Origin of the sequence: Paraburkholderia sp. CNPSo 3281 (genome assembly GCF_024206515.1) — a bacterium.
GTDB classification, from domain to species: domain Bacteria; phylum Pseudomonadota; class Gammaproteobacteria; order Burkholderiales; family Burkholderiaceae; genus Paraburkholderia; species Paraburkholderia nodosa.
The window spans coordinates 344,793-370,542 of record NZ_JAMBPS010000001.1 but is presented as its reverse complement, the minus strand read 5'-3'; the positions used below and the strand labels follow the sequence as shown (position 1 = coordinate 370,542).

At 66.0% G+C, this 25,750-nt stretch carries 24 protein-coding genes, 1 tRNA gene and 1 riboswitch; of the genes, 9 read left to right on the top strand and 16 right to left on the bottom strand.

Annotated elements, in window-relative coordinates; all coding sequences use genetic code 11:
* Positions 1-129: 129 nt before the first annotated feature.
* From M3I56_RS01750 to M3I56_RS01725, 6 genes are all read right to left on the bottom strand, one after another.
* Positions 130-1,023, bottom strand: coding sequence for an HlyC/CorC family transporter (locus M3I56_RS01750; RefSeq protein WP_254352264.1), 894 nt, complete (start codon positions 1,021-1,023; stop codon positions 130-132).
* 208 nt (positions 1,024-1,231) lie between these two features.
* On the bottom strand, positions 1,232-1,921 hold the full coding sequence (locus M3I56_RS01745; protein ID WP_035513857.1) for a gamma-glutamylcyclotransferase: 690 nt from the start codon (positions 1,919-1,921) through the stop codon (positions 1,232-1,234).
* A gap of 9 nt (positions 1,922-1,930) precedes the next feature.
* Entirely contained in the window at positions 1,931-2,392 is a 462-nt protein-coding gene (ybeY, locus tag M3I56_RS01740; protein ID WP_028205986.1) for an rRNA maturation RNase YbeY, read from the bottom strand.
* Positions 2,393-2,427: 35 nt separating this feature from the next.
* Positions 2,428-3,561, bottom strand: a complete 1,134-nt coding sequence (locus M3I56_RS01735) for a PhoH family protein (RefSeq protein ID WP_028205985.1) — start codon at positions 3,559-3,561, stop codon at positions 2,428-2,430.
* A gap of 37 nt (positions 3,562-3,598) precedes the next feature.
* Positions 3,599-4,972 (bottom strand): tRNA (N6-isopentenyl adenosine(37)-C2)-methylthiotransferase MiaB, encoded by a 1,374-nt coding sequence (miaB, locus tag M3I56_RS01730; protein ID WP_254352262.1) that lies wholly within the window; start codon positions 4,970-4,972, stop codon positions 3,599-3,601.
* Positions 4,973-5,250: 278 nt separating this feature from the next.
* Positions 5,251-6,234 (bottom strand): LysR family transcriptional regulator, encoded by a 984-nt coding sequence (locus M3I56_RS01725; RefSeq protein ID WP_254352261.1) that lies wholly within the window; start codon positions 6,232-6,234, stop codon positions 5,251-5,253.
* 115 nt (positions 6,235-6,349) lie between these two features.
* Here M3I56_RS01725 and M3I56_RS01720 point away from each other — a divergent pair, with 115 nt between their 5' ends.
* The 4 genes from M3I56_RS01720 to ribB all read left to right on the top strand — a co-directional run bounded on the left by M3I56_RS01720 (position 6,350) and on the right by ribB (position 10,138).
* Positions 6,350-6,754, top strand: coding sequence for an extradiol dioxygenase (locus tag M3I56_RS01720; protein ID WP_254352259.1), 405 nt, complete (start codon positions 6,350-6,352; stop codon positions 6,752-6,754).
* A 57-nt stretch (positions 6,755-6,811) separates the two neighbouring features.
* Entirely contained in the window at positions 6,812-7,999 is a 1,188-nt protein-coding gene (locus M3I56_RS01715) for an MFS transporter (protein WP_254352258.1), read from the top strand.
* Positions 8,000-8,200: 201 nt separating this feature from the next.
* Entirely contained in the window at positions 8,201-8,959 is a 759-nt protein-coding gene (locus M3I56_RS01710) for a helix-turn-helix domain-containing protein (protein ID WP_254352256.1), read from the top strand.
* 113 nt (positions 8,960-9,072) lie between these two features.
* Positions 9,073-9,246, top strand: a riboswitch (FMN riboswitch).
* 163 nt (positions 9,247-9,409) lie between these two features.
* Positions 9,410-10,138: a 3,4-dihydroxy-2-butanone-4-phosphate synthase gene (gene ribB, locus M3I56_RS01705; protein ID WP_254352254.1), complete on the top strand. Its 729-nt coding sequence runs from the start codon at positions 9,410-9,412 to the stop codon at positions 10,136-10,138.
* A 112-nt stretch (positions 10,139-10,250) separates the two neighbouring features.
* Here the strand turns inward: ribB and M3I56_RS01700 are convergent, their stop codons facing one another.
* Both M3I56_RS01700 and glpK read right to left on the bottom strand, forming a co-directional pair.
* Positions 10,251-10,937, bottom strand: a complete 687-nt coding sequence (locus tag M3I56_RS01700; RefSeq protein ID WP_254352253.1) for an HAD family phosphatase — start codon at positions 10,935-10,937, stop codon at positions 10,251-10,253.
* 141 nt (positions 10,938-11,078) lie between these two features.
* Positions 11,079-12,614, bottom strand: a complete 1,536-nt coding sequence (gene glpK / locus M3I56_RS01695; RefSeq protein WP_254352251.1) for a glycerol kinase GlpK — start codon at positions 12,612-12,614, stop codon at positions 11,079-11,081.
* Between the two features lie 218 nt (positions 12,615-12,832).
* Here glpK and M3I56_RS01690 point away from each other — a divergent pair, with 218 nt between their 5' ends.
* Positions 12,833-13,210 (top strand): hypothetical protein, encoded by a 378-nt coding sequence (locus M3I56_RS01690; protein WP_028205978.1) that lies wholly within the window; start codon positions 12,833-12,835, stop codon positions 13,208-13,210.
* A gap of 249 nt (positions 13,211-13,459) precedes the next feature.
* Here M3I56_RS01690 and M3I56_RS01685 read toward each other — a convergent pair whose 3' ends face one another.
* Positions 13,460-13,657 (bottom strand): hypothetical protein, encoded by a 198-nt coding sequence (locus M3I56_RS01685; RefSeq protein ID WP_028205977.1) that lies wholly within the window; start codon positions 13,655-13,657, stop codon positions 13,460-13,462.
* A gap of 630 nt (positions 13,658-14,287) precedes the next feature.
* Between M3I56_RS01685 and M3I56_RS01680 the strand changes: the two genes are divergently transcribed.
* Entirely contained in the window at positions 14,288-15,121 is an 834-nt protein-coding gene (locus M3I56_RS01680) for a ferritin-like domain-containing protein (RefSeq protein ID WP_028205976.1), read from the top strand.
* Between the two features lie 66 nt (positions 15,122-15,187).
* Here M3I56_RS01680 and M3I56_RS01675 read toward each other — a convergent pair whose 3' ends face one another.
* From M3I56_RS01675 to M3I56_RS01660, 4 genes are all read right to left on the bottom strand, one after another.
* The gene (locus M3I56_RS01675; protein WP_254352249.1) at positions 15,188-16,861 is read right to left on the bottom strand and encodes a DEAD/DEAH box helicase; all 1,674 of its coding nucleotides are present in this window, start codon (positions 16,859-16,861) and stop codon (positions 15,188-15,190) included.
* 257 nt (positions 16,862-17,118) lie between these two features.
* Positions 17,119-17,739 carry a hemolysin III family protein gene (locus M3I56_RS01670; RefSeq protein ID WP_254336332.1) on the bottom strand — a complete coding sequence of 207 codons (621 nt, stop codon included), beginning with the start codon at positions 17,737-17,739 and terminating at the stop codon, positions 17,119-17,121.
* Between the two features lie 354 nt (positions 17,740-18,093).
* Entirely contained in the window at positions 18,094-19,389 is a 1,296-nt protein-coding gene (locus tag M3I56_RS01665) for a cytochrome c (RefSeq protein WP_254352248.1), read from the bottom strand.
* Between the two features lie 21 nt (positions 19,390-19,410).
* Positions 19,411-20,178 (bottom strand): c-type cytochrome, encoded by a 768-nt coding sequence (locus M3I56_RS01660; RefSeq protein WP_254352246.1) that lies wholly within the window; start codon positions 20,176-20,178, stop codon positions 19,411-19,413.
* Positions 20,179-20,787: 609 nt separating this feature from the next.
* Here M3I56_RS01660 and M3I56_RS01655 point away from each other — a divergent pair.
* Positions 20,788-21,714 (top strand): CopD family protein, encoded by a 927-nt coding sequence (locus tag M3I56_RS01655; protein ID WP_254352245.1) that lies wholly within the window; start codon positions 20,788-20,790, stop codon positions 21,712-21,714.
* Positions 21,715-21,731: 17 nt separating this feature from the next.
* Here M3I56_RS01655 and M3I56_RS01650 read toward each other — a convergent pair whose 3' ends face one another.
* A complete protein-coding gene (locus tag M3I56_RS01650; protein ID WP_254352244.1) occupies positions 21,732-22,031 on the bottom strand; it encodes a hypothetical protein in 300 nt (99 codons plus the stop codon).
* Positions 22,032-22,315: 284 nt separating this feature from the next.
* Positions 22,316-23,464, bottom strand: a complete 1,149-nt coding sequence (dgoD, locus tag M3I56_RS01645; protein ID WP_254352242.1) for a galactonate dehydratase — start codon at positions 23,462-23,464, stop codon at positions 22,316-22,318.
* A gap of 133 nt (positions 23,465-23,597) precedes the next feature.
* Between dgoD and M3I56_RS01640 the strand changes: the two genes are divergently transcribed.
* Both M3I56_RS01640 and M3I56_RS01635 read left to right on the top strand, forming a co-directional pair.
* On the top strand, positions 23,598-24,293 hold the full coding sequence (locus M3I56_RS01640; protein WP_254352342.1) for an FCD domain-containing protein: 696 nt from the start codon (positions 23,598-23,600) through the stop codon (positions 24,291-24,293).
* A 174-nt stretch (positions 24,294-24,467) separates the two neighbouring features.
* Positions 24,468-25,484, top strand: a complete 1,017-nt coding sequence (locus tag M3I56_RS01635; protein ID WP_254352240.1) for a sensor domain-containing diguanylate cyclase — start codon at positions 24,468-24,470, stop codon at positions 25,482-25,484.
* 111 nt (positions 25,485-25,595) lie between these two features.
* Here the strand turns inward: M3I56_RS01635 and M3I56_RS01630 are convergent.
* Positions 25,596-25,672: transfer RNA gene (locus M3I56_RS01630), tRNA-Met, on the bottom strand.
* Positions 25,673-25,750: the final 78 nt, after the last annotated feature.

Genomic DNA, 25,750 nt, shown 5'->3' with positions numbered 1-25,750 from the left:
GATAGCACTTTCGTGCGACGTTACCGGGATGGTCTCCTGGGGGCGGATCGAAGCTTCGGCGCGCTCGAAGCAAAAACGCCAGCCCGGAGGCTGGCGTCGTCTGCGCATAGGCGGCGCGCTCGCGTTGCGTCAGGTACCCGGCGGCTGCAGCGCGGCTTCGCGCTGTCCTGCCATCGGGTCGCGCCGCACCAGCAGCATGTGAACCTGGCGCGCGTCGGCGCGCAGCACCTCGAAGATCAGGTCGTCGATGCGCACCTTCTCCCCGCGATGCGGCACGCGCCCGAAGTGATTCGTGACGAAGCCGCCGATCGTATCGACTTCCTCATCGGAGTAATGGGTGCCGAACGCCTCGTTGAACTGCTCGATTTCGGTGAGCGCGCGCACACGGAACCGCCCGTCGGGCGAGGCGATGATGTTGCCGCTTTCCTCGTCGAAGTCGTATTCGTCCTCGATGTCGCCCACGATCTGCTCCAGCACGTCCTCGATCGTGATGAGACCGGCCACGCCACCGTATTCGTCCACGACGATAGCGATGTGATTGCGGTTCTGGCGAAAGTCGTGCAGCAGCACGTTCAGGCGCTTGGACTCGGGGATGAACACGGCCGGACGCAGCATGCCGCGCACGTCGAATTCCTCTTCGGCGTAGTAGCGCAGCAGGTCTTTCGCGAGCAGCACGCCGATCACGTTGTCGCGGTTGCCGTCGTACACCGGGTAGCGCGAGTGCGCTTTCTCGAGCACGAACGGAATGAATTCGTCAGGACTTTCGGCGATGTTGATCGCGTCCATCTGGGCGCGCGGGATCATGATGTCGCGCGCGCAAAGCTCGGACACCTGAAACACGCCTTCGATCATCGAAAGCGAATCGGCGTCGATCAAGTTGCGCGCGTGCGCGTCCTGGAGGATTTCGAGAAGCTCGCTGCGAGAATCGGGCTCGGGCGAGATGAAGTCGGTCAGCCGCTCGAGTAGGGAGCGCTTTTCCTGCGGTTTGTCGGTCTGGCGTCGACTGGGATAAGAGTCGTTCATGGTGGTGCGCCCTTTGCCGCTGGGGGCAGGGCGCGCTGTTGCGGAGGGTTAAGGATACAACATGCCTGTGGCGCGACCGTGTAATGCCACACAAAGGACACACACCGGCAGATCAATCCTAACGCAGATGCGGCGTCGCCGCCCGGCGGACGAAAAAGCGGCGCGCCGTAAGGCCGGTCGCCGCTCGGTCAACGTGACCAGTGCAACCTCAAGCGCAACGCGCGAGCAGCCGTTCCAGCGCGCGGTCGCGCATGCCGCTCTCGCGCAGTGCATCGACGGTGCGGCGCACGTAGTCGAGCGTCGTGCCGTAGCGGCCAGACGCGCAGCCGAACACGGTGCGCACCGTGGCTTCGGAAAGCTTGCCGGTGTAAGACGACACATCGCGCCGCATGACGAATGCGAGCGCGGCGACGCGGCGGCCATCTGCGAGCACGCAGGGCAGCCAGGCGGGGCGGTACGAGCCCATCGGCATCTCGCGGCGCCAGAGCGCTTCGAGATGCGGCATCGCGCCTTCGGCCGCAAGACGGAACGCGACGCCCGCGCACGAGCCGCCGCGGTCGAGCGCCAGCACGAGGCCGGGCTGCTCGGGCGTGCCGCGGTTCACGCGCGACCACAGGTAAAGCCCCCGATGGTAGCCGTGCACGCGCGAACGCACGTTCTCGACGGTGGGCAGCCCTGGGTTCCAGATCAGCGAGCCATAGCCGAACAGCCAGATGTCGCTCGCGCCGTCCCAGCCTCGCGCTTTTAGCGTGCAGGCGAGCGAGGCGCGCAATTCGTCTTCGCTCAGGAGCCGCGACTCGCCGAGCGCCGGCGGGTAGCCGGGGCAGGGCACGCTCGCATCGCCCGCCTCGGGCAGTGCTGAGGGTTCGGCGAAATCGGGCGTGCGTTTGTCGTTCATGGCGTGGGCTTACTTGTACGGATCCGGAAAGCCTAGCGAGTTGAGCACCTCGGTTTCGATGCCTTCCATCTCTTCGGCTTCGGTCTCGTCTTCGTGATCGTAACCCTGCGCGTGCAGCGCGCCGTGCACGAGCAGATGCGCGTAGTGCGCGGCGAGCGGCTTGCCCTGCTCGGCGGCTTCCTTTTCCACCACGGGGCAGCACAGGATCAGATCGCCCGTGACCGGGTCGTCCTCGCTCTCGGCATACGCGAAGGTGAGCACGTTGGTCGCGTAGTCCTTGCCGCGATACGTGCGGTTGAGCGTGCGGCCTTCCTCGGCGTCGACGAAGCGCACGGCCAGTTCCGCGTCCGCGAAGAGCGCGGCCTTGAGCCACGCCGCCACGGTGGCGCGCGGCAGCGCGGCCTTGTGCTCGGGGAACGCCTTCGCGGCGGGGAACTGCACGGTCAGTTTGAGTTTCGGTGCGCGGGGCATGGGGCTAAAGCTGTGAAACGACGCAGGCGGCGGCGTTAGCGCGCGTCGCCAACGCCCTCGTCCTTTTTCGAATGCGCGTCATAAGCCTCGACGATACGCGCGACGAGCGGATGGCGCACCACGTCCGCACTCGTGAAGTGCGTGACGGCGATGCCGCGCACGTCCTTCAGCACATGCTGCGCCTCGATCAGGCCGCTCTTGTGGCCGCGCGGCAAGTCGATCTGCGTGGTGTCGCCGGTCACGACCGCCTTCGAGCCGAAGCCGATACGCGTGAGGAACATCTTCATCTGCTCGGGCGTGGTGTTCTGCGCCTCGTCGAGAATGATGAACGCGTGATTGAGCGTGCGCCCGCGCATGTAGGCGAGCGGCGCGATTTCGATCATCTGGCGCTCGAACATCTTCGCGGTCTTGTCGAAGCCGAGCAGATCGTAAAGCGCGTCGTACAGCGGACGCAGATACGGATCGACCTTCTGCGACAGATCGCCGGGCAGGAAGCCGAGACGCTCGCCCGCTTCCACGGCCGGACGCGTGAGCACGATGCGCTTGACCTGGTCGCGCTCGAGCGCGTCCACGGCGCAGGCCACGGCGAGATAGGTCTTGCCGGTGCCCGCGGGCCCGATACCGAACGTCACGTCGTGCGAGATGATCTGCTTCAGATACTCGCGCTGCGCGGGCGTGCGGCCGCGCAGGTCGGCGCGGCGCGTGTAGAGCTTCGGGCCCAGTTCCTCGACGTCGACGCCTTCGCGCGCGGGCTCGTCGAACGGATGATCGGGGTCGCCGCGAAAACGCGGGTCGATCTCGGCGGCGTCATTGCCACCGCTGTTGCCACCGTTCACATTGCCGCGCACGCCGCCGTTGCCATTGCCGCGCGGATCGTTCGCCGAATTGCTGCCGAAGTTCACGGGGTGCCGGGCTTCGACGAGCGCCAACTGAATGTCGTCGACGGAGAGCGGATCGCGCGCCCGGTTGTAGAAGTTCTCGAGCGCCGCGAGCGCCAGCTTGGCGCCACGCCCGCGAATGGTGATGCGATGGCCGCGCCGCGCGAGCGTCACGTCGAGCGCTTGCTCGATCTGTCGCAGGTTTTCGTCGAGCGGGCCGCAGAGGTTGGCGAGCCGCGCGTTGTCGTCGCGCGGCGCGGTGAATTCCAGATGCTGCTGATTGGGCTTCAAGGTGTCTCTGAACTCCTGAATTCCTGCGATGCGCCGATTAATGCGCGAGCGTCGAAGCGTCTTCGTGAGCGAGCACGAGTTCGCCGCGCAGCGAGTGGGGGTACGCGTGGTTGATCTTCACGTCGATCATCTGGCCGATCAGGCGAGCGTGCGAAGCGAGCGGCACCGGGAAGTTCACCACACGGTTGTTCTGCGTGCGGCCCGAGAGTTCGCTCGGGTCCTTGCGCGAAGGGCCTTCCACGAGAATGCGCTCGACTCGGCCGACCATCGACTGGCTGATGCGCGCCACGTTCTCTTCGATCGTGGCCTGCAGGTGCTGCAGGCGCTTGAGCTTCACCTCGCGCGGCGTGTCGTCTTCGAGATTCGCGGCGGGCGTGCCCGGGCGCGGGCTGTAGATGAACGAGAAGCTCGTGTCGTAGCTCATCTCTTCGACGAGCGCCATCATCTTCTGGAAGTCCTCTTCGGTCTCGCCGGGGAAGCCGACGATGAAGTCCGTGGAGAGCGACAGATCCGGGCGGATCGCGCGCAGCTTGCGGATGATCGACTTGTACTCGAGCACGGTGTAGCCGCGCTTCATCGCCATCAGCACGCGGTCCGAGCCGTGCTGCACCGGCAGATGCAGGTGGCTCACGAGTTTGGGCACCTTCGCGTAGGTGTCGATCAGGCGCTGCGTGAATTCCTTCGGGTGCGAAGTCGTGTAGCGGATGCGCTCGATGCCGGGGACTTCGGCGACGTATTCGATCAACGTGGCGAAGTCGGCCACGTCGTGCGCGCCGGCCGTCAAAGCGCCGCGATAGGCGTTCACGTTCTGGCCAAGCAGCGTGACTTCACGCACGCCCTGGTCGGCGAGGCCCGCGATTTCGGTGAGCACGTCGTCGAGCGGACGCGAGACTTCCTCGCCGCGCGTGTAGGGCACGACGCAGTAGCTGCAGTATTTCGAGCAGCCTTCCATGATCGAGACGAACGCGCTCGGGCCTTCCACTCGCGCGGGCGGCAGATGGTCGAACTTCTCGATTTCGGGGAAGGAGATGTCCACCTGCGCGCGGCCGGAGGCGCGGCGCGCGTCGATCATCTGCGGCAGGCGGTGCAGCGTTTGCGGGCCGAACACGAGGTCCACGTACGGCGCGCGCGCGACGATCGCCGCGCCTTCCTGGCTCGCCACACAGCCGCCTACGCCGATCAGCAGGTTCGGGTTCGCTTCCTTGAGCTCGCGCACGCGGCCGAGGTCGGAGAAGACCTTCTCCTGCGCCTTTTCGCGCACCGAGCAGGTGTTGAAGAGGATGACGTCCGCGTCTTCGGGGGTGTCGGTCTTCACGAGACCTTCGGCGGCGCCGAGTACATCGACCATCTTGTCGGAGTCGTACTCGTTCATCTGGCAGCCAAAGGTCTTTACATATACTTTCTTGGTCATCGGGTTTCGCCGTTCGCAGTGGTTGACCTGGGGGCGTCGTCCGCTTGATGCACGCGCGTGATGCACGGTCTGCACGTCAGGACTACGGTGTTTTAAGGGGCCGAATCGGGGCGCGGCGATGTCGGCTGTGAGCCGGCTTCGGCATCCTGTTTCTGGCCAGGCGCGTCTAGCAACTTGGGACGTTCCGCGTTGTTTTTCGCTTCTTTCTGCCGGCGCCGCATTTGCCGATATTTACCAATGCGGATGCGGCTGCGGATCACTTTCTGCGCAATCCAACATTATATCCGTTTGCGTCTGCGGCTTTGCGTCGCAACGGCTGGATCCGTGCAGGGGACGAGCGCTTCCAGTTCGCCCGAAGTCTGCGCGAAACGCTCGGTGAGGAAATCGAGCAGCGCCCGCACGCGCGGCGCGAGAAAGCGGTTGCGGTGATAGAGCGCGTGCAGCGGCGCGTCGGGGTAGCGCCACTCGGGCATCACGGTCTTGAGCCGCCCGGCGCGCAGATCGTCCGCGACATCCCAGATCGACTTCACCGCGAGGCCGTAGCCGCACAGCGCCCACTGGCGCGCGACTTCGCCATCCGTCGATTCGAGTGCGCCATCGAGCGGCACCGTATAGGTCTGCGTTTCGGCCTGCGATCCGCTGCCGCGCGTGAAGCGCCATTCGTTCACCGGCCCCGCCGCCGAACCGATCACGATGCAGTCGAAACGGGCCAGATCGTTCGGGTCCTTCGGCTCGCCGCAGCGCGCGAGGTAGTCGGGCGAGGCGCACAGCACGCGGCGGTTCGGCGCGAGCCAGCGCGCCACGAGCGAGCTGTCCTGCGGCGTGCCGAAGCGGATCGCGAGATCGATGTCTTCGAGCACGAGATTCGAGAGCGAGTCGGTCAGCATCAGCGCGAAACGCACGTCGGGATAGAGGGCGCGGAATTCGTCGAGCCAGCTCATCAGCAGATTGCGGCCGAAATCCGAGGTCGCCGAAATGCGCACCTTGCCGCGCACTGCGTTCTGGCCCTCCTGCAAGGCCGCTTTGGCGTCGTCGAGTGAGCGCAGCGCGTGCTCGCTGCAGGTGAGGTAGAGGCGGCCTTCGTCGGTGAGGCGCAGCTGGCGGGTGGTGCGGTCGAAAAGACGCGCACGAAGCTCCGCTTCGAGCCGCGCGAGCCGGGCGCTGGCCGCCGCGGGCGTGAGGCCGAGCTTGCGGCCCGCCGCGGAAAGGCTGCCGAGGCGTGTCGCTTCCACGAAGAGGCGCACGTCGCCGAGGTTGTCCATCGCGCGATTATTAGAAATAGATTGAAAATGATTCAAATGCTACGCCAATTATCAAATTCGAGTGTAGCCGCGAAAATGCGCGTGTTTTCAGGACATCCGCCACGGCCCGCACGCCATGCAACTCGATCACGTCACCCTCGTCACGCACGACCTCGAAGGCACATGCCGCTTCTTTCGCGACATCGTCGGCCTCGATGACGGCCCGCGGCCGCTGTTTCGCGTGGACGGCCACTGGCTCTACGCGAACGGCCGCCCGGTCATCCATCTGGTCGATGCGACCGGGCCCGCCCGCTTGTCAGGTGGATCGTCTGCGCTCGTCGCGCCGCGCATCGACCACGTGGCGTTTCGCGTGGCACCGGGCGTTGAGTGGCGCGCACTCGTCGAGCGGCTTGCGGCGCACCGCGTGCCGTACCAACTGACGGAGGTGCCCGCGAGCGCGGAAGTGCAGCTGTTCGTCGCGCTCGCGCCGGGTGTCGTCGTCGAGTTCGTGACGTCGCTGCCGGTTGGCGCGGCGGCTTGATGGCCGCTGGATGCCACTGAAGCCCATTTGAATCCAGGCTGATTTTCGGAGATTTCGATGCCTATCCCCTTACTCGCGCTGGCCATCAGCGCCTTTGCCATCGGCACCACCGAGTTCCTCATCATGGGCCTGTTGCCCGATGTGGCGCGCGATCTGAACGTGACGATTCCCGCCGCGGGCCTGCTCGTGACGGGCTACGCGCTCGGCGTAGCGGCCGGCGCGCCGCTGCTTGCCGTGCTGACGAGCCGCATGCCCCGCAAGCTCGCGCTGCAACTACTGATGGGCGTGTTCATCGTCGGCAACGTGATGTGCGCGGTCGCCTCGAACTATTCGCTCTTGATGGTCGCACGTGTCGTCGCGTCGTTCGCGCACGGTTCGTTCTTCGGCATCGGCGCCGTGGTGGCCGCCTCGCTCGTGCCGCAGGAAAAGCGCGCGAGCGCCATCGCGCTGATGTTCACGGGACTCACGCTCGCCACCGTGCTGGGCGTGCCGTTCGGCACCGCCATTGGCCAGCAGTTCGGCTGGCGCATGGCGTTCTGGATCGTGAGCGGCCTTGGCGTGATTTCGCTCGTCGGCGTGACGGCTCTGGTGCCCAATCATCACGACAGCGGCCCGGCCGGACTCGGCCACGAAGTGCGCGTGCTGCGCGACCCGCAGGTGTGGCTCGCGCTCGGCATGACGGTGCTGGGCTTCGGCGGCGTGTTCGTCGTGTTCACCTACATCGCGCCGATTCTCGAACAGGTGGGCGGCTTCTCGCCGCGCGGCGTGACGCTGATGCTCGTGCTGTTCGGCGTGGGCCTGACGCTCGGCAACACCCTGGGCGGCAAGCTCGCAGACCGCGCGCTGATGCCTTCGCTCATGGGCATTCTCCTGATGCTCGCCGTGGTCATGGCCATCTTCACGAAGACGAGCCACGCCATGTGGCCCGCCGCGATCACCGTCTTCGTGTGGGGCGTCGCCGCGTTCGCGACCGTGCCGCCGTTGCAGATGCGCGTGGTCGCGAAGGCCGCGGCGGCGCCGAACCTCGCTTCGACGTTGAACATCGGCGCGTTCAACGTGGGCAACGCAATGGGCGCGTGGATGGGCGGTCTCGCCATTGCGCACGGCGTGGCGCTCGACTCGCTGCCGTGGGTGGCCGCGGCCGTCTCGGTGGCGGCGTTCGTGCTCACCTCGGCGGCGGCGCGGCTCGACACGCGCGCCGTACCGCTGCCCGAAGCGCGCGTGGCGGCGCGGCAGAATACGTGAGCGCCCGATGAGGGCAACGCGCAAGGCCGTGCAGCGGGCAATGCGCCTTATGCGCAGGACGCGAAAGCAATCCAGGATTGGCGCTCTGCAATGCTGATAACAGTGTGAAGATAACTTCGTTGGGCCCGGCAAATCGCGATGCTAGTCTTGCCTCCATTCATGCTCTTGCGCCGCAATCACGCGGCGCGCCTGGAGGCAGCCATGCATTCACCCCTCGCGCTCGTCCGCGATGCACAACCCGATATTGCGCACACCGAAGGATCTTACGAGACGCTGGAGCATCTCGTGGGTGTGAACCTCGCCCGGCTGCGCGCCGAACGCCAGCTTTCGCTCGATGCGCTCGCACGCGCCTCGGGTGTCTCGCGCGCGATGCTCGCGCAAGTCGAGTCGGCGCGCAGCGTGCCGTCGATCAAGGTGCTGTGCAAGGTGGCGGCGGCGCTCAAAGTCTCGGTTTCGGCGTTCCTGCGGCGCCATGCCGTGAACGGCTTCGAGCATTTGCCCGCCGAGCGGGCGTCGCGCCTCGTTTCCGCCGACGGCCGTTTTTCGGCGCGCGCGCTCTATCCGGAAGGGGAACCCGCCGCCGCCGAATTCCACGAACTGCGCATCGCGCCGCTGCATACTGAGCCCGGCGTGCGCCGCCCGCCCGGCACGACGGTGAACCTCGTGGTGAGCGAGGGTACGCTCGAAGTGAGCGTGCACGATCGACGCCAACTGCTCGCAACCGGCGACGCGATCGTTTTCGACGCCGACCAGCCGCACAGCCTGCGCAACCCGGGCGACACCGAGGCGCGTGTGTTTCGCGTGACGCTCAACGCCGAGACGCCGCCGCGCTGGGACGTGCCAGCCGCGCCGGCTGGCGGCGAAGCGGCGTCGGCAGTCGAAGCGGTCAGGACGGTCGACGCGGTGGAGGCGGTCAAGTCGGTCGAGTCGGTCGCAGCCGTGGCGGCGCAGCCGGCATGAGCCGCGTCGCATTTTCGAGAAAATTGTCTACTCGTACTTTTTCGCGCTGCACAGATGCGCAGCCTGTTGTATCCTTTGCCCGCCGGTTAAGTCAGGTAATAAGCCGGTAATCAGTGCGTCTTCAGGGCGGGGTGAAATTCCCCACCGGCGGTATGCCGGCCGCGCCGCAAGGCAAGGTCGACGAGCCCGCGAGCGCCTGCGCGAGCCTCATTGTGTCGTGCGCAGGGTCAGCAGATCTGGTGCGAAGCCAGAGCCGACGGTCATAGTCCGGATGAAAGAAGATGTGCAGATGGTCATGTTTGCCCATCCGCCGCGGCGTTTTGGCCGATGCGCGTGCGTCCCCATTTTCGGGGCGCGCCGCATCCGTGCGAATCACGCGTGCCGGGGATTCCTGTCTGTTTGCAATGCCCTGAAACGTTTTTCGCCTAACTCTCGCGAGGAGCGTTTCACATGTCCCTTACTGCCAGTACCACTCTCGCTTCATCCCAGGACGCGCCGCTCGACGCCGCCGCCGATCTCCCGTTCATCGATTCCGAGCCGGTGCCGCCGCGCATTGCCGCCGCGTTGCAAGCCATGCGCGAAGGCCGCCCGGTCGTGCTGCAGGACGACCACGACCGCGAGGACGAGGCCGATCTGATCGTCGCGGCCGAACGCCTCACGCCCGAAACGATGGCGCTCTTCATCCGCGAATGCAGCGGCATCGTCTGCCTGTGTCTGTCCGACGAAAAGGTGCGCGCGCTCGAACTGCCGCCGATGGTGGCCCACAACGAGAGCCGCAACCGCACCGCGTTCACGGTCTCGATCGAAGCGCGCGACGGCGTGAGCACGGGTGTTTCGGCCGCCGACCGCGTGACGACGATCCGCGCCGCGATTGCCCCGGACGCGAAGCCTGCCGATATCGTGCGCCCGGGCCACGTGTTCCCGCTGCGCGCGCAGAAGGGCGGCGTGCTGGCGCGCCGCGGCCATACTGAAGGCACCGTCGATCTGGCGGTGCTCGCGGGCCTCGCGCCCGCCGGCGTGCTGTGCGAGCTGATGAACCCGGATGGCACGATGGCGCGCGGCAAGCAGGTCGACGACTTCGCGAAGCTGCACAATCTGCCGGTGCTCTCGATTGCCGAACTGGTGGCGTTTCGCGAGTCGCTCGCCGTGGCGCGCGAGCGCTGCGCCGAGCCGGCCTGAGGCGCGTTGAAAGTAGCGGGGTGAGGGACGTGGCGGCCGATGGGCGCCGCGTCCCGTTTTCATTGCGGCGCGTGCGACTTGTGCGATCTGCGCGCCTTTGGGGCGCGCAGCCTTACGACTGCACGTCGCCGAATTCGCCGCGCACGCCGGCCTCGACGAGCGCCGGCAGCTCTTCCATGTGCGCCATGATGCGCGTGATGCCCATCTCGCGCAGCACATCGGCGTAGCCCGACGGAATGTGGCTCGCGCCCACGAACGCAATCGTCTTCATGCCTGCCGCGCGCGCGGCGTTCAAACCCGAAATGCTGTCTTCGACGACGATGCAGCGCGCCGGCTCCACGCCGAGCTGCTTCGCCGCGTGCAGGTATACGTCCGGATAAGGCTTGGGCCGCGCGACCTGCTCGGCGCTGAAGATGCGCTCACCGAAGATGGTGTCGAGCCCGGCGCGCCGCACCGAAGCGTGCACGCGCGTGAGCCGGCTGTTCGAAACAACGGCGGCAGGCAGCGTCACCCGGCGCAAGGCGTCGCGCACGCCGTTGATCGGGCTCACCGACTCGGCAATGGCGGCTTCGCAACGATGTTCGATGGTCTCGAGAAAGTCCTCGGGCATCGTGAGGTCGAAGCGCGCGGCGACGTCGGCGAGAAAGCGCGAGGTCTGCTGGCCGAACGCCGCGTTCACGGCGGCGTGAAAATCGATGCCGGGAAAGGTGCCGCTGAGCGTGTCGAACAGAACGCGGTCGGCGATGACTTCGCTGTCGACGAGCACGCCGTCACAGTCGCAGATGAGATGGTCGATCATGCGTGAAACGAGAGGCCGGGCAGCGCGCGGCCAGCGGTCGGCGGCCGGTGCGTGCGCCTGAGCCAGGCAGGCGGGAAGGTGGAAACTCCCATCATACGTGCTTTTGCTTTTTGCACGCAGCGCACTCGCGGCCTGCGAGGCTCAGCCGTCGTCCATTGCGTTTGCCTCGCGGGTGTCGGCCCATTCTTTTGCCGCGCGTATCGCGCGCTGCCAGCCGGCCAGGCACCTTGCCGCATCGTCGCGCGGCAACGAGGGCGTGAAGCGGCGCTCGAGGCTCCAATGCTGCTGGAGTTCATCGATATCGCGCCAGAACCCCACCGCGAGCCCGGCCAGATATCCCGCGCCCAGCGCGGTGCTTTCGCTCGAGCGCGGCCGCAACACGTTCACGCCCAGCAGGTCGGCCTGAAACTGCATGAGCAGATCGTTCGCGCTGGCGCCGCCATCCACGCGCAGCTCGTTCACGCGCATACCGGCATCGGCCTCCATGGCGGCGAGCACGTCGAACGACTGATAGGCGATCGACTCGAGCGCCGCGCGTGCGATATGCGCCGCGGTCGTGCCGCGCGTGAGCCCGAACAGCGTGCCGCGCGCGTGCGCGTTCCAGTGCGGCGCGCCGAGGCCGGCGAACGCGGGCACGAGGTACACGCCGTCGCTGTGCGGCACGCTGGCCGCGAGCGGTTCGATTTCCGCTGCGCTGCGAATGATGCCGAGGCCGTCGCGCAGCCATTGCACCACCGCGCCCGCGATAAAGATGCTGCCCTCCAGCGCGTATTGCGTTTGCCCGAGCGCTTGCCACGCGATGGTCGTGACGAGGTTGTGGCTCGACTCGACAGGCTGCGCGCCGGTATTCATCACGAGAAAGCAGCCGGTGCCGTAGGTGTTCTTCACCATGCCGGGATGCATGCACATCTGCCCGAAGAGCGCCGCATGCTGGTCGCCGGCCACGCCGGCAAGCGGGATTTCGGCTGCAAAGAGCGCTGCCGCCGTGCGTGCATAGACCTCCGACGACGAACGCACCTGCGGCAGCATGCTGCGCGGAATCTCGAAGAGCGCGAGCAGGTCATCGTCCCAGCGCAGCGTGTGGATGTCGAAGAGCATCGTGCGCGCAGCGTTCGTGATGTCGGTGGCGTGCAGCGCGCCGCGAGTGAAGTGCCACAGCAGCCAGGCGTCTACGGTGCCGAACGCGAGCCGGCCCGCGCGCGCCTTTTCGCGCGCGCCCTCGACATGATCGAGAATCCAGCGGATTTTCGTCGCCGAAAAGTACGCGTCGATCGGCAGGCCGGTTTTCGCGCGCACCATTGGCTCGAGGCCGCGCGCCTTCAGTTCGTCGCAATAGCCGGCCGTGCGGCGGTCCTGCCAGACGATGGCGTTGTACACGGGCTGACCCGTTTCACGGTCCCACACGATGGTCGTTTCACGCTGGTTCGTGATGCCGATGCCCGCAATCGCTGCGGCCCCGACGCCCGCGCGCGTGAGCGCTTCCGCCGCGACGCCTGCCTGGCTCGACCAGATGTCGCGCGGGTCATGCTCGACCCAGCCGGGCCGCGGGTAAAGTTGCGCAAACTCCTTCTGTGCGAGCGCGACGATTGCGCCGCTGCGCTCTAGCAGCAGGGCGCGTGAACTCGTCGTGCCCTGGTCCAGCGCGAGGATGTACGACTCGGCGTGCGACTGAGGCATCGTGCAGTCTCCCTGGAGGGTGCGCGGCACGCGCGTCGACCGGCCGTCGACCGGCGCGCAACGAGACGCGTGGCATCGAATCCAGCATAGCCCGAAAGCGATTTGCGCTCGCCTCGGCGCGACGGAACGGCCAGGGTGTCGCTCGCGCGGCGCGGTGCGACAATAACCGAGTCGGGATGCAGTCGTTCCAACCAGTCGAAAACGATAACGAGGCAATCATGCGTGCAATTGCAATGATCGGTGCGGCCGTGCTGCTCGCGGGGTGCGTGGGCGCGCCGCCGGGCCCGGAAGGCGGGGGGCGCGCACCGTCGCTGGCCGCGTTGCAACAGATGTGCGGCGGTCAGGCGGTCGATTTCGGTGCGTATGCGCCGGGCGTCTACGCGGCCATTTTCGATGCGTGGGTCGCCAATCGGCGCGGCAGGCTGCCCCAGGACCAGTTTTGCGGCTTCCAGGCTCAGCTCGCGCAGCAATACACCACGCTCGGCAAGAGCGGCAACGGCGAGGCTCGGGGTGAGTGGGTGAACTTCCTCAATACGCAGCGCGCCCAGGCGCTGAGCTGGCGGGCGGCGGTCGACCCCACGCTGAGAGCCGGGTAGGCGAATAGTGCCGCGGCAGGGTGCGCGCGTCCGCGCGTGCAAAGCAGCACGCGCAAAAAAATGGTCACGCGGGCATGAAGCGCGCGGGTCCGCGTGACCATGCACTGCAGGCGCGTACGTCTACTGCCGTGCGCCTGCATCGGGGACGTGCCCGACAAGCCGGGCTGGCGGACGACTCACGCGTCCGCGCAAATCGATAGAGGGCAATGGAGCCTGTGGCTACGCGGGTGCTCGGCCCGCGGGATCAGGCTACGAACACCGCTTGATGGCGCGCAACGCAGAGTCGCCGATTTCGGTTAGTCGCCATTGCTGAAGGCCGGATGCAAGGCGCTCCAGTTGGACGAGCTGTCGTTCGAGCAAGGCGTCCAGTTCTTCTCGCTCCATGTCGAGCTGGTTGGGGGCGTCCTGTACTAGCAGCAGGGTGGCGAATTCATGCGGACTCAGCATCGTTCTCTCCGTGTTGCCGCATCAGAGGTCGCCGGTTGCGGCCCGCAGGGCGGCGCAGCGACAGGAATGCGGTGGTGTGAGCGAAAGCCTGCGACCGTGCAGATCGGCTGGCTGGAGGGACCGGCCGCCCGGGCCGCCTGTGCGCGGCCAAAACGGCATCCAGCCCGGGATCTACCTCGGGGAACTGGAGTGTAGTCAACGCCGCTGCGTTGTACAAACCACGCCCCAAAAATTTTCCCTTTGACATTCGAGCCCGCACGCAGCGGTAGTGCGAGCCGCCTGGATTCGCGAAATCACTTGAGGTTCGTGCCGCAGCGCGGCACGCAGCGAGCGAATCCGCTTCGATACGCTACGCATCAAACGCACGGTATGCCCGCGGGTAATGCGTTTGCGCCTCGGCCGGTGATCGTCACATGACGTAACGCGAAGAGGTCGTCTATTCGCGGAACTGCGGGAACCGGGCCCGGTCTGTGCTTTATGACTGCAGCTACGCGAAAGTACAGCTAAGATGGAAATAGGGATGGCTTGTAACGTTCGCCGCGCGTGACTGGCGCAGTTCGCCGGGCCTCGGGCTTCCTACCGGGCGCCGCGCGTCGTGAGCGTAAAACGCCGCTTCGGGAGTAGGACACAATGCGTAACGACAATGAGCCTCGCCATGTGATGCCCTGGCGCATCGAAGACATCGATCTCACACGTATCGACCGTCAACGTGCCGCCGCCAACGAAGATCTGATGCTGCTCCTCGCCGCCTCTTCGTTCATTGAAAGTGGTTCCGACCTTTACACCAGTAACCTGAACGTATTCTTCAACGGCGACCCCGAGGTCTCAGAGTGGCTCAACCGCGAATGGGAGCCCGAGGAGCTTCAGCACGGGCGCGCGCTGAAGACGTATATCCAGTACGTGTGGCCCGAGTTCGACTGGGACGCGGCGTTTCAGACCTTCATCGAAGAGTATTCGAAGACCTGTTCATTCGAGGAGTTCGAGAAAACGCGCGCGCTCGAAATGGTTGCGCGCTGCGTGGTCGAAACCGGCACCGCCACGCTTTACCGTGCGATCGGCGAGTATTCGGATGAGCCCGTGCTCAAGGAAATCACCGACAACATTCGCAGCGACGAAGTGCGCCACTACAAGCACTTTTTCCGCTATTTCAAGAAGTACAACCAGATAGAAGGGCACGGGCGTCTCGCCGTACTCGGTGCGCTCATGCGCCGCGTGATGGAGATCAAGAACGAGGATTCCGAGATTGCGCTGCGCCATGTGTACGCGAGCCGCTACCCCGACCGCGTGCGCGACGATGCCTATAGCCGCGAGCTCACCGCGCGCGTGAACAAGCTGGTGCGCCACAATCTTTCCGCCGACATGTGCGTGAAGATGCTGCTCAAGCCGCTCAACCTGCCTGCGAAGATCCGGCCCGGCGTGCACTATCCGCTCGCGAAGATCACGCAACACGTCTTTTTCCGCTAGGACACCGGCGCGCAAAGACAAAAAGCCCGCTGCTCGAGCGGGCTTTTTCGTTTCTGGACGCGAAGATCAGCGATCGCGCTGGCCGTTGCCGTCGCGGCGCGAATTGCCGCCGGGGCGGCCGCCGAGCAGTGCGCCCGGGTTGCCTTGCGGCTTGCGTTGTTGCGGGCGGCCCATGGCGCTCTCGTGCGAAACGCCGCGCTGGCTTTCGCGACGCGTATGCTCGCCGCGCGCGCCTTGAGCGCCGTGATTCGCGCCTTGCTGTTTCACGGGCTTGGCGGTGCGCACGCCGCCGCCGTTCGAGGCCGGCTTGGCCGGGCGCTGGCCGCCGTTGCCGCCACCGCTGGCTGGCTGCGCGCGGTTGCTGTCGCGGCCACCTTCGCGGTTACTTTCACGGCCACCTTCGCGGTTGCCTTCACGGCCACCTTCGCGGCCACCTTCGCGATTACCGCCGCGCGACTCACGCGGTTCACGCGCCTGCGCGGGCCGGCCGCCGTTCGTGGCATTCACGCCATTCGACGCACCGCGGCCAGGGCCTTGTCCCTGGCGCGGAGAGCGGCCTTGCGGCTGGCTGCGGCGCTGGATCGGCTCAGGCTTCGCGTTCGGGTCCGGCTCGAAGCCCGCAATGATCTCCTGGGGCACCGCGCGCTTGATGAGCTTCTCGATGTCCTTGAGCAGTTGATGCTCGTCCACGCACACGAGCGACACGGCTTCGCCCGTCGCGCCCGCGCGGCCGGTGCGGCCGATGCGGTGCACGTAGTCCTCGGGCACGTTCGGCAGATCGTAGTTGACGACGTGCGGAAGCTGGTCGATATCGATCCCGCGTGCGGCGATGTCGGTGGCGACGAGAACCTGCAGCGTGGCGTCCTTGAACTCGCTCAAAGCGCGCGTGCGTGCCGACTGGCTCTTGTTGCCGTGAATCGCGAGCGCGCTGATGCCGTCCTTCGTGAGCTGCTCGGCGAGGCGGTTCGCGCCGTGCTTGGTGCGCGTGAACACGAGCACCTGAAACCAGTTGTGCTGGCGGATCAGGTGCGTGAGCAGGTCGCGCTTGCGGTCGCGATCGACGGGATAGATCTTCTGCGCCACGGTTTCGGCCGTGGTGTTGCGGCGCGCGACTTCGATGAGCGCCGGCGAGTCGAGCAGGTTGTCGGCGAGCGCCTTGATCTCGTCGGCGAAGGTGGCCGAGAAGAGCAGGTTCTGGCGCTTGGGCGGGAGCTTCGCGAGCACGCGCTTGATGTCGTGGATGAAGCCCATGTCGAGCATGCGGTCGGCTTCGTCGAGCACGAGAATCTCGAGCTGCGAAAGATCGATCGTCTTTTGCTGCATGTGATCGAGCAGGCGCCCCGGCGTCGCGACCACGATATCCACGCCGCGCCTGAGCGCGTCGATCTGCGGATTGATGCCCACGCCGCCGAACATCACCGTGGACTTGAGCTTCAGATACTTGCCGTAGGCGCGCACGCTCTCTTCGACCTGCGCGGCGAGCTCGCGCGTGGGCGTGAGGATCAGCGCGCGCACCACGCGCTTGCCGCCCGCTGCCGGCGCCATGTCCGTGAGGCGTTGCAGGATCGGCAGCGTGAAGCCGGCGGTCTTGCCGGTGCCGGTTTGCGCGCCGGCGAGCAGGTCGCCGCCGCCGAGCACGGCGGGAATCGCCTGCGCCTGGATAGGCGTGGGCGTGCTGTACCCAAGTTCGTTGACTGCGCGGACCAGCGGTTCGGACAAGCCGAGAGAATCGAAAGACATAAACACCTGTTGTATTGCAGTAGCGCGGGCGTCGCTTCGCGGCCCGAAGGCGCGCTGCGCAGCCAAAGCGGTGTTGCCGGCTTCAAATGCGCCCGGTGAAGCCGCTTCTTCGCGTTGTTCGGAGGGCGCGCCAGTGCGCGCGCCGCGTTTTTTCTTCATGGAACGGACGGGTCTATCAAGACCCGTCGTCTGGCGTTAAGTTGCATCGTGCGGCCGCGGACACTGCGGCGGCCGTGCGATGTCTTCCCATTGACGCGTCACGCGACGTAGCGCGCGACGCTCACGAATTGACAGACGCTCCCGGCGAGCACGAACAGATGCCAGATTCCATGTCCGTGCCGGATGCGCTCGTCATTGACGAAAAAATAAATACCGACGCTGTAAATGACGCCGCCGGCCAGCAGCCACGCGGTGCCCGCGGCCGGCAAGGCTTCGATGAGCGGGCGAACCGCCACCACCGCGAGCCAGCCCATCACCACGTAGAGCACCATCGAAAGCATTCTCGTGCGCCGCCCGAGCGTGAGTTCCTGGACGATGCCAAGGGCCGCGAGGCCCCAGCTCACGCCGAAGAGCGACCAGCCCCAGGGCCCACGCAGCGTCACGAGCGCGAACGGAGTATAGCTTCCCGCGATGAGCAGATAGATCGCGGCATGGTCGCACTTTTGCAGCACTGCCTTCAGGCGTATGCCGCGCACGCCGTGATACAGCGTCGAGATCGTGTACAGCGCGCACAACATCGCCCCGTATACCGCAAAGCTCACGACCTTATACGCGTCGTGATCCAGCGCCGCGAGCGTCACGAGCGAGACCAGCCCCGCTACCGACAACATCGCGCCCACGAGGTGAGTAATGCTGTTCAGACGCTCACCGGCGTGCATGACGACCACTCCTTGTTCTTCGTGAGCGCAGCGCGCGCCGGTGGAACAGTGTTCCACCCCGTACGGCGCCGTGCTCGACCGCGGCGTTCAAAACCAGGCCTGACGGGCCACGGAACCGCCTTCACCGCACGGCCCGGCGCCAAATAGCGAAGGGCGCAGCCCGCGCTTTGCGGACTGCGCCCTTATCAGGCAATCGTTACTATAGCAGTAACCACTTGCGTGGGACCGCCGTAAGGGCTGGGGCCCTAACGGCGGCGGTCGGCTTTGCATGGGACCAGAGTAAGCGCTATGGGACCGGAGCAGGCGCTAAAGCGTCAACTCCGGTCGACATGCTAACTCTGGTCGACACAGGCGTCAGTCGAGCGGAGACGAGCGCAGGTCCGAGACCTGCTGCGGGGACACCGGCGTGCCCTTGTTGCCCCAGGACATGCGGATGAACGTCACCACCGCCGCAACCTCCTGGTTCGAGAGCGCCTGCGCGAACGGCGGCATGCCGTACGGGCGCGGATTGCCCCCCGTGCTCGGCGGATAGCCGCCGTTGAGCACCATGCGGATCGGGTTCACGGCCGAGTGCATCTGGATCGACTGGTTGTTCGCAAGCGGCGGGAAGTTCGGCGGCATGCCGAGACCGTTCTCCGCGTGGCACTTCGCACACTGGTCATGGTAGATCTTCTGACCTTGCTGCAAGAGTTCGCCGCCGAACGCTTCCGAAGTCTCCATCTGCATCGTTTCGGGCGCTTCCTTCTTCTGCGGGATGGTCTTCAGATACGAGGCCATCGCGTGGATGTCGTCGTCCGAGAGGTATTGCAGGCTGTTGTGGATCACGTCCGCCATCGGACCGAACACGGCGCCGCGCTGCGAAACGCCGGTCTTCAAGAGGCTTGCGATGTCCTTGATGTCCCAGTCGCCGAGGCCGCCTTCGCTGCCCGTGAGCGACGGCGCATACCAGTTCTGCAGCGGGATCAGGCCGCCCGCGAAGGCCGCCGAGTTGACCGGGCCGCCCACCGCGTTGATGGACGTGTGGCACATGCCGCAATGGCCGAGGCCTTCCACGAGATACGCGCCACGGTTCCATTCGACCGACTTGGTCGGATCGGGCTTGTATTCGCCTTCGCGGAAGAACAGTGTGCGCCAGCCGATCAGCAGGTTGCGGTTGTTGAACGGGAACTTGAGTTCGTGCGGGCGGCTAGGCACGTTGACTGGCGGGACGGAGCGCAAATAGGCAAAGATCGCGTCGGCGTCGGCGCGCGTGACCTTGGTGTAGCTCGCGAACGGGAACGCCGGATAGAGCAGGCTGCCGTCCTTGGAGCGGCCCGTGTGCATGGCGCGATAGAAGTCGTCGGCGCTCCACTTGCCGATGCCGTACTGGTCGTCAGGCGTGATGTTGGGGGTGTAGAGCGTGCCGAACGGCGTGGCCATCGGCAGGCCGCCCGCGAACATCTGGCCGCCGCGCACGGTGTGGCAGGCGATACAGTCGCCAGCGCGCGCGAGATACTCGCCCTTCTTGATGAGATCGGCCTGGTCGACGGGCGTCGCGGCCTGCGCTGCGCCATTGTGCAGATAGCGGGTGCCCGACCAGAGCACCGGCACGAGGGCCGCGGCGGCGGCCACGACGACGGCGGAAAGTGCGAACAGGGACTTGCGGTTCATATTGGCTGTCTCCCCGGCGCCTTATTGCGGTTCGCTGCCGCAGGCAAGCGGCGTCTTGAGTGAGCCAGCCGGCGCCGGCACGGGGTTCTGCGGCGCGCTCTGCGTGGAGAGCCAGGCCGCGACCGCGTTCACGTCTTCGTCGGTGAGGCGCGTGGCGATCTCATGCATGCAGTCGGGCGCCTTCGCATGCCGCGAGCCCGAGCGCCAGGCGCCGATCTGCGCGCTGATGTAATCCATGTGCAGACCGACCAGACCCGGAATGGCCGGCTCCATGCCGGTGAGCTTCGCGCCGTGGCAGGCCGCGCAGGCGGGCACCTGCTTGGCCGGGTCGCCGTGCAGGACGATCTGCTGACCGCGCGCGAGCGTGTCGCTGCCGACCGAAGGTTTCGCGGGCGGTGGGTAGGGCGGCCGCTGCTGTGAGAAGAACGTCGCGATCTCGTGCAGGTAGTCGTCGGAGAGATAGGTGACCAGATAATTCATCGGAGGGTACTTGCGGCGCCCCTCGCGGAAGTTCATTAGCTGGTTGAACAGGTACTCGGCCGGTTTGCCGGCGAGACGCGGGAAGTAGTCGTTGTCGGTGCCCTGCCCGTGCGAGCCGTGGCACGCGGTGCAACCCTGTACGCGTGAGGCGATCGTGTCCGGGGCGTTGGGCTGCGGCGCGGAGGCCGCCGTCTGGGCATGTGCCGCGCTGAGAACGCCGGTCGTCCCGAGCAAAAGTGCTGCTGCCAGAGGCGCGACGAGCGGAATGAGCGGTCGGAAGATACGTCTTGGGGACACGCGTAACTCCATCTTTATCGTGGACCTGACCAGGCTTCGAACGGCCCGGCTTTTAGGCTGCGCGCGATGAAAGCAGAAGACCGTGCGCGCTGCGACGACGCAGCAGATTCTAGCATCGGGAACTCATAGTGACCATTTGCCACATGCGCCACAAGCGCCCGCCGATGCCTTCGCGGCGCCACCGCGACGCGCTTGCGGCCGATCGTCGCGGTGGCGCCGGTTATGATTCTGCACCTGTTCGCCGATCGGTGACACGGGGTTGTCCCGCACCGGCGCCACACTCGGCGAGCCGCTCGTTGCCGGGTTCATGCATGACCTGATGCCGGGCGCATGCCGCCGCTGCTTTCGGTCTCGTGCCTCGGCTCGATGCTCGCGCATGGAACGCGCGTTGAAGCCGCATCGAGCCCGCATTGAACCGAATGGCGCGCCGGCTATCGAAGCAGGCACCCTTGCGGGCACGCGATGTGATGCGTGTGCGTGCTGCTGTTGCCGTTTTCATGTTGTTTCCTTGCCACTTGTCTCGATGACTCCAATTGCACTTTCCCTATCGTTGCATCAAGCCGACCGATCCCCTTCGCGCGAAGTCCGTGCGACCCGCAACACGCGGGAGGGCGAGGTCCGATGAAAGCTGACTGGCTCTGGATCGGGCAGGTCGCCATGGCGGCCATCGTCAACATTGCCTACGCATTCGCGCTCGGCTCTGCGTTCTATGGCGCGTGGCTCGACAAGGACGGCCGCACGGCCGTCGCGCCCGCGCGCCTCGCATGGCTGCGTGCGCAACGCTCGCTGCGCGCTGCGGCATTCGTGCTCGTGGCGGCGCTCATCCTGTGGATGCTTTACGAGAGTGCGTCGGTCAGCGGCGAACCGTTGCCCAGCGCGTTCGGCGTGGTCGGCACGGTGCTCTCGCAAACGCACGTTGGCCACGCGTGGAGCGTTGCGTTCGTCGGCGCGCTCGTGCTGCTCGGCTGCGCGTTCGCGGCTTCGAGTGTGGCGCGCGACGGCGTGCTGTGGCTCGCGCTCGTCGCCATCGCCGCCGGGCGGGCGGGGCTCGGGCACGCGGCCGATGCGGGCTTCGCCTCGGCCGCGCTCGGGCTGCACACCCTCCATTTGCTCAGTGCGAGCGCGTGGAGCGGCATCGTCATGGCGGGGGGACTTGCCGTGCTGCCGGCGCTCGGCGCATCGACGGCGCGCGGCGTGCTGATCCGCACGGCGGGCCAGATTTCGAACGTGGCGTTCTTTGCGGTCGGCTTCGTGATCGCGACGGGCGTGTTCGACGCGCTGCGCGGCAGCGGCGGCTCGATCGACGCCATGGTCGGCAGCACCTGGGGCCGCGTGCTGATGCTCAAGGCCGTGCTCGTCCTGCTCGCGCTCGCGATGGGCGGCTTCAACCGGCTCGTGGCGATGCCGGAGTTGCGGCGCGCGGCGTCGACAGCGGCGGCGCGCCGTTTCGTCAACGTGATCCATCTCGAAGCGATCGTGATGATCGGCGTGCTGGTGGCCGCGGCCGCGCTCGCGCACAGCGTGCCGGCCTACGTGTTGCAGGGCTGAAACGTCGTCGCTGCAACCTATTCGTAGCCGAGCCGGTGACTGAGGATCGGTGAGAAGAAGAGGGCGAGGGCGCAGCCCGTGGCGTTGCCTTCGAGCTCCGCGAGCGCGGCCCCGGACGTTGGATTGGCGATCAGCGCAATCAGCTGCGGCGCGCACCACAGCGCCGCGGCGCCGATCGCGGCGTACTCGACCCAGCGAATGCGCCAGCCGCGCGTGAAGGCGATTGCGGCAGCGAACACGCGCAGGAAGCCGAAGGCGACGAGTGCGCCGACGGCGGCTTGTTCGCGGACCAGATAGTCGGGAAGCGACGCGTCCATGGAATCCTTTGCAACACCGAAGTTGGGTTGCAAAGGAATCAGCAAGGAGCAGGCCAGTGGGTGACGTTCGCTGGCGGGGAATGCGTTCGCTGATGGCCACGCCTTGCGCGGCGCGGCCTTCCATGAACTGGCTGTGTGCGCAAACGACATAAGCCGTTCGCGCGTGTCGCGAGCGCGCGCGCCTGAGCGCGCAAAGCCACGCAAAACGTTACCTCGCCGAAACGCGCGACGCCCGGCGTGTCACGTTACGCTGTGCGCCGCGCGTTTCGACGTTCATTTGTGCATCACCATTCGGCGACGCTGCCATCCTCGTGACGCCACACCGGATTGCGCCAGCGGTGACCGGTCTTCGCCATTTCGCGCACCTTCTCCTCGTTCACGTCGATGCCGAGACCCGGGCCCTGCGGAATCGAGACGAAGCCGTCTTCGTACTCGAAGACTTCGGGATTCCTGATGTAGTCGAGCAGGTCGTTGCCCTTGTTGTAGTGGATGCCGAGGCTCTGCTCCTGGATGAACGCGTTGTAGCTCACCGCGTCGATCTGCAGGCAGGTGGCGAGTGCGATCGGCCCGAGCGGGCAGTGCAGCGCGAGCGCGACGTCATAGGCTTCGGCCATCGCGGCGATCTTGCGGCACTCGGTGATGCCGCCCGCGTGCGAGGCGTCGGGCTGGATGATGTCCACGTAGCCGCCCGCGAGAATGTGCTTGAAATCCCAGCGCGAATACAGACGCTCGCCCAGCGCGATCGGCGTGCTGGTCTGGTTGACGATGTCGCGCAGCGCCTCGACGTTCTCCGAGAGCACGGGCTCCTCGATGAACATCAGCTTGAACGGATCGAGTTCCTTCGCGAGCACCTTGGCCATCGGCTTGTGCACGCGGCCATGGAAGTCCACGCCGATGCCGACGTTCGGGCCCACGGCCTCGCGCACGGCCGCGACGTTGTTGATGACGCCCTGCACCTTGTCGAAGGTGTCGATGATCTGCAGCTCTTCCGAGCCGTTCATCTTCACGGCCTTGAAGCCGCGCTCCACCACGGCGCGCGCGTTGTTGGCGACGTCGCTCGGACGGTCGCCGCCGATCCACGAATACACCTTGATCTTGTCGCGCACCTGGCCGCCGAGCAGCGCGTGAACCGGCACGCCATGGTGCTTGCCCTTGATGTCCCAGAGCGCCTGATCGACACCGGCAATGGCGCTCATCGAGATCGGGCCGCCGCGGTAGAAGCCCGCGCGATACATCACCTGCCAGTGGTCTTCGATGAGGAGCGGATCCCGGCCGATCAGATAGTCGGCGAGTTCATCGACGGCGGCGGCTACCGTATGCGCGCGGCCTTCGACGATCGGCTCGCCCCAGCCGACGATCCCTTCGTCCGTTTCGATCTTCAGAAAGAGCCAGCGCGGCGGGACGACGAAGGTTTCGAGCCTGGTGATTTTCATGCGGTGTCTCCATGACCTTAAGCGGTAGGGCGGCGCTCGCACCACGCGCGAGCGGCAACGTCTTCAAGCGCACATGCTACTGCAAAATTCGCCTTTAAGTGCTATTAATAGTATTATTTAGCAACGCTTCCCAATATCCAGGAGAACGGCGATTCAACGCGATCTGCACGGCACGGTGGCCTACGAACTCGGCAGCGCGATCCTGCGCGGCGACTACCCGCCTGCGACGGTCCTGCCGCGCGAGGCCGAACTCATGGCAACGTTCGACGTGAGCCGCACGGTGCTGCGCGAGGCGCTGCGCACGCTCACCTCGAAAGGGCTCGTGGAGTCGCGCCCGCGCGTGGGCACGCGGGTGCGGGCGCGCGAAGCGTGGAACCTGCTCGATGCCGACGTGCTCGACTGGTACGCGCGCGTGGCGCCGCCGCTCGCTTTCGCGCTCAAGCTCCAGGAAATGCGCGAGATGATCGAGCCGTTTGCGGCAGGGCTGGCCGCGAACGCGCACGACGCCGATGCGCTTGCCTCGATCGCCGCCGCGCACGCGGCCATGGCTGGGGCGCGCAATGTAGACGAGTGGGTGCGCGCGGACCTGCGCTTCCATCTCGCGGTACTGGGCGCCTGCCGCAACGAATTGCTGGTGCCGCTCGGCACGCTGATCGAGCGCACGCTCGAAGGCCAGTTGCGCGTGAATGCGAAGCGCGCCGACGTATTCAACGCTGCGCTGCCCGATCACACCCTCGTGTACGACGCGATCGCGCAACGCGACGCCTATGCGGCGAGCCGCGCGATGGCGGCGCTGCTGCGCGTGACGCGCGAGCGCATCGAGCGCTGAACGCGTATGCCTAATGGGTGTCTTCGCAACGAATCGCATAAAGCGCAGCGAATTGCAGATGTAAAACGTTTGCGCTGGCACAATCAATAGCGTTTGCTATGCTTTAGCCCGATCGCACGGCGCTTTGGCTTTCAGTGCCGTCAACAAGTCAAAGGCAAGGCTAACGGTTAAGCGATGAAGAAGAGCGAAGCGAAAGACACGCAACTGGACAACGCAACCCTGCTGGAAATCATCAAGGCGCAGTCGGACATCGCGAAGCTCGGGCTCGATCTCGGCGGCGTGATGGCCTACGTGGCCGAGCGCACCGAGCAGCTCACGCGAGCGCAAGGCGCGGTCGTCGAGCTAGCCGAAGGCGAGGACATGGTGTACCGCGCGGCCTCGGGCAACGTCGCGGACCTCCTTGGATTGCGCCTCGCGCGCGAAACGAGCCTGTCGGGCATGTGCGTGCGCGAGGGCGAGATCCTGCGCTGCGACGACTCCGAAAGCGACCCGCGCGTGGACCGCGAAGCTTGCCGGCGCGCCGGCCTGCGCTCGATGATCGTCACGCCGCTCAAGCATCTCGAGACGATCGTCGGCGTTCTGAAAGTCACGAATTCGGAAGTCGACGCCTTCAAGGACGAGGACATCCGCACGCTCTCGCTGATGTCCGAACTCATCGCCGCGGCGATGTTCCATGCCGCGCGACACGAGACGAGCGAACTCTATCTGCGCGCGACGCATGACGCGCTCACGGGTCTGCCCAATCGTGCGCTCTTTTACGATCGCCTGCGCCAGTCGGTGGATCTCGCGGTGCGCTCGTCGGGCGGACTCGGCGTGCTCAATCTCGACATGGATGGCCTCAAGCCGATCAACGACCGCTACGGCCATCGCGCCGGCGACGCGGCGATCCGCGAGACTGCGGCGCGCATTGCACGTCACAGCCGCCGCGTGGACACGGCCGCGCGCGTCGGCGGCGACGAGTTCGCCGTGATCCTGCCGGGCATCGCGGGGCGCGGGGACGCCGAGGCCTACAGCCGCCGGCTCGTGGACACCGTGGGCGAGCCGTTCGAGTTCGAAGGACATCGCATCGATCTCGGCGTGAGCGTGGGCGTTGCGATCCTGCCCGAAGACGGCACCGAGATGACGGCGCTGATCGAATACGCGGATCGTTCGATGTACGAAACGAAGCGGGAGCGCAAGCAGGTTAGGTGAACGGTGCCGCTGTCTGGCGGACTGCGGTTAATCGGTTCGCCAGGCGCGAGCACGGAACCCGGAAATGAAAAAAGCCGCTGTCCTTGTGGGATAGCGGCTTTCTTTTGCAACTGGTGGCGAATCAGGGATTCGAACCCCGGACCTGCGGATTATGATTCCGTCGCTCTAACCGGCTGAGCTAATTCGCCGAAGAAAAGAATTATCGCGGTACCGCCGGAAGTTGTCAACCCCCTTCGTCATCTTTTCTGCAGGGAAGGCGCTCGCCG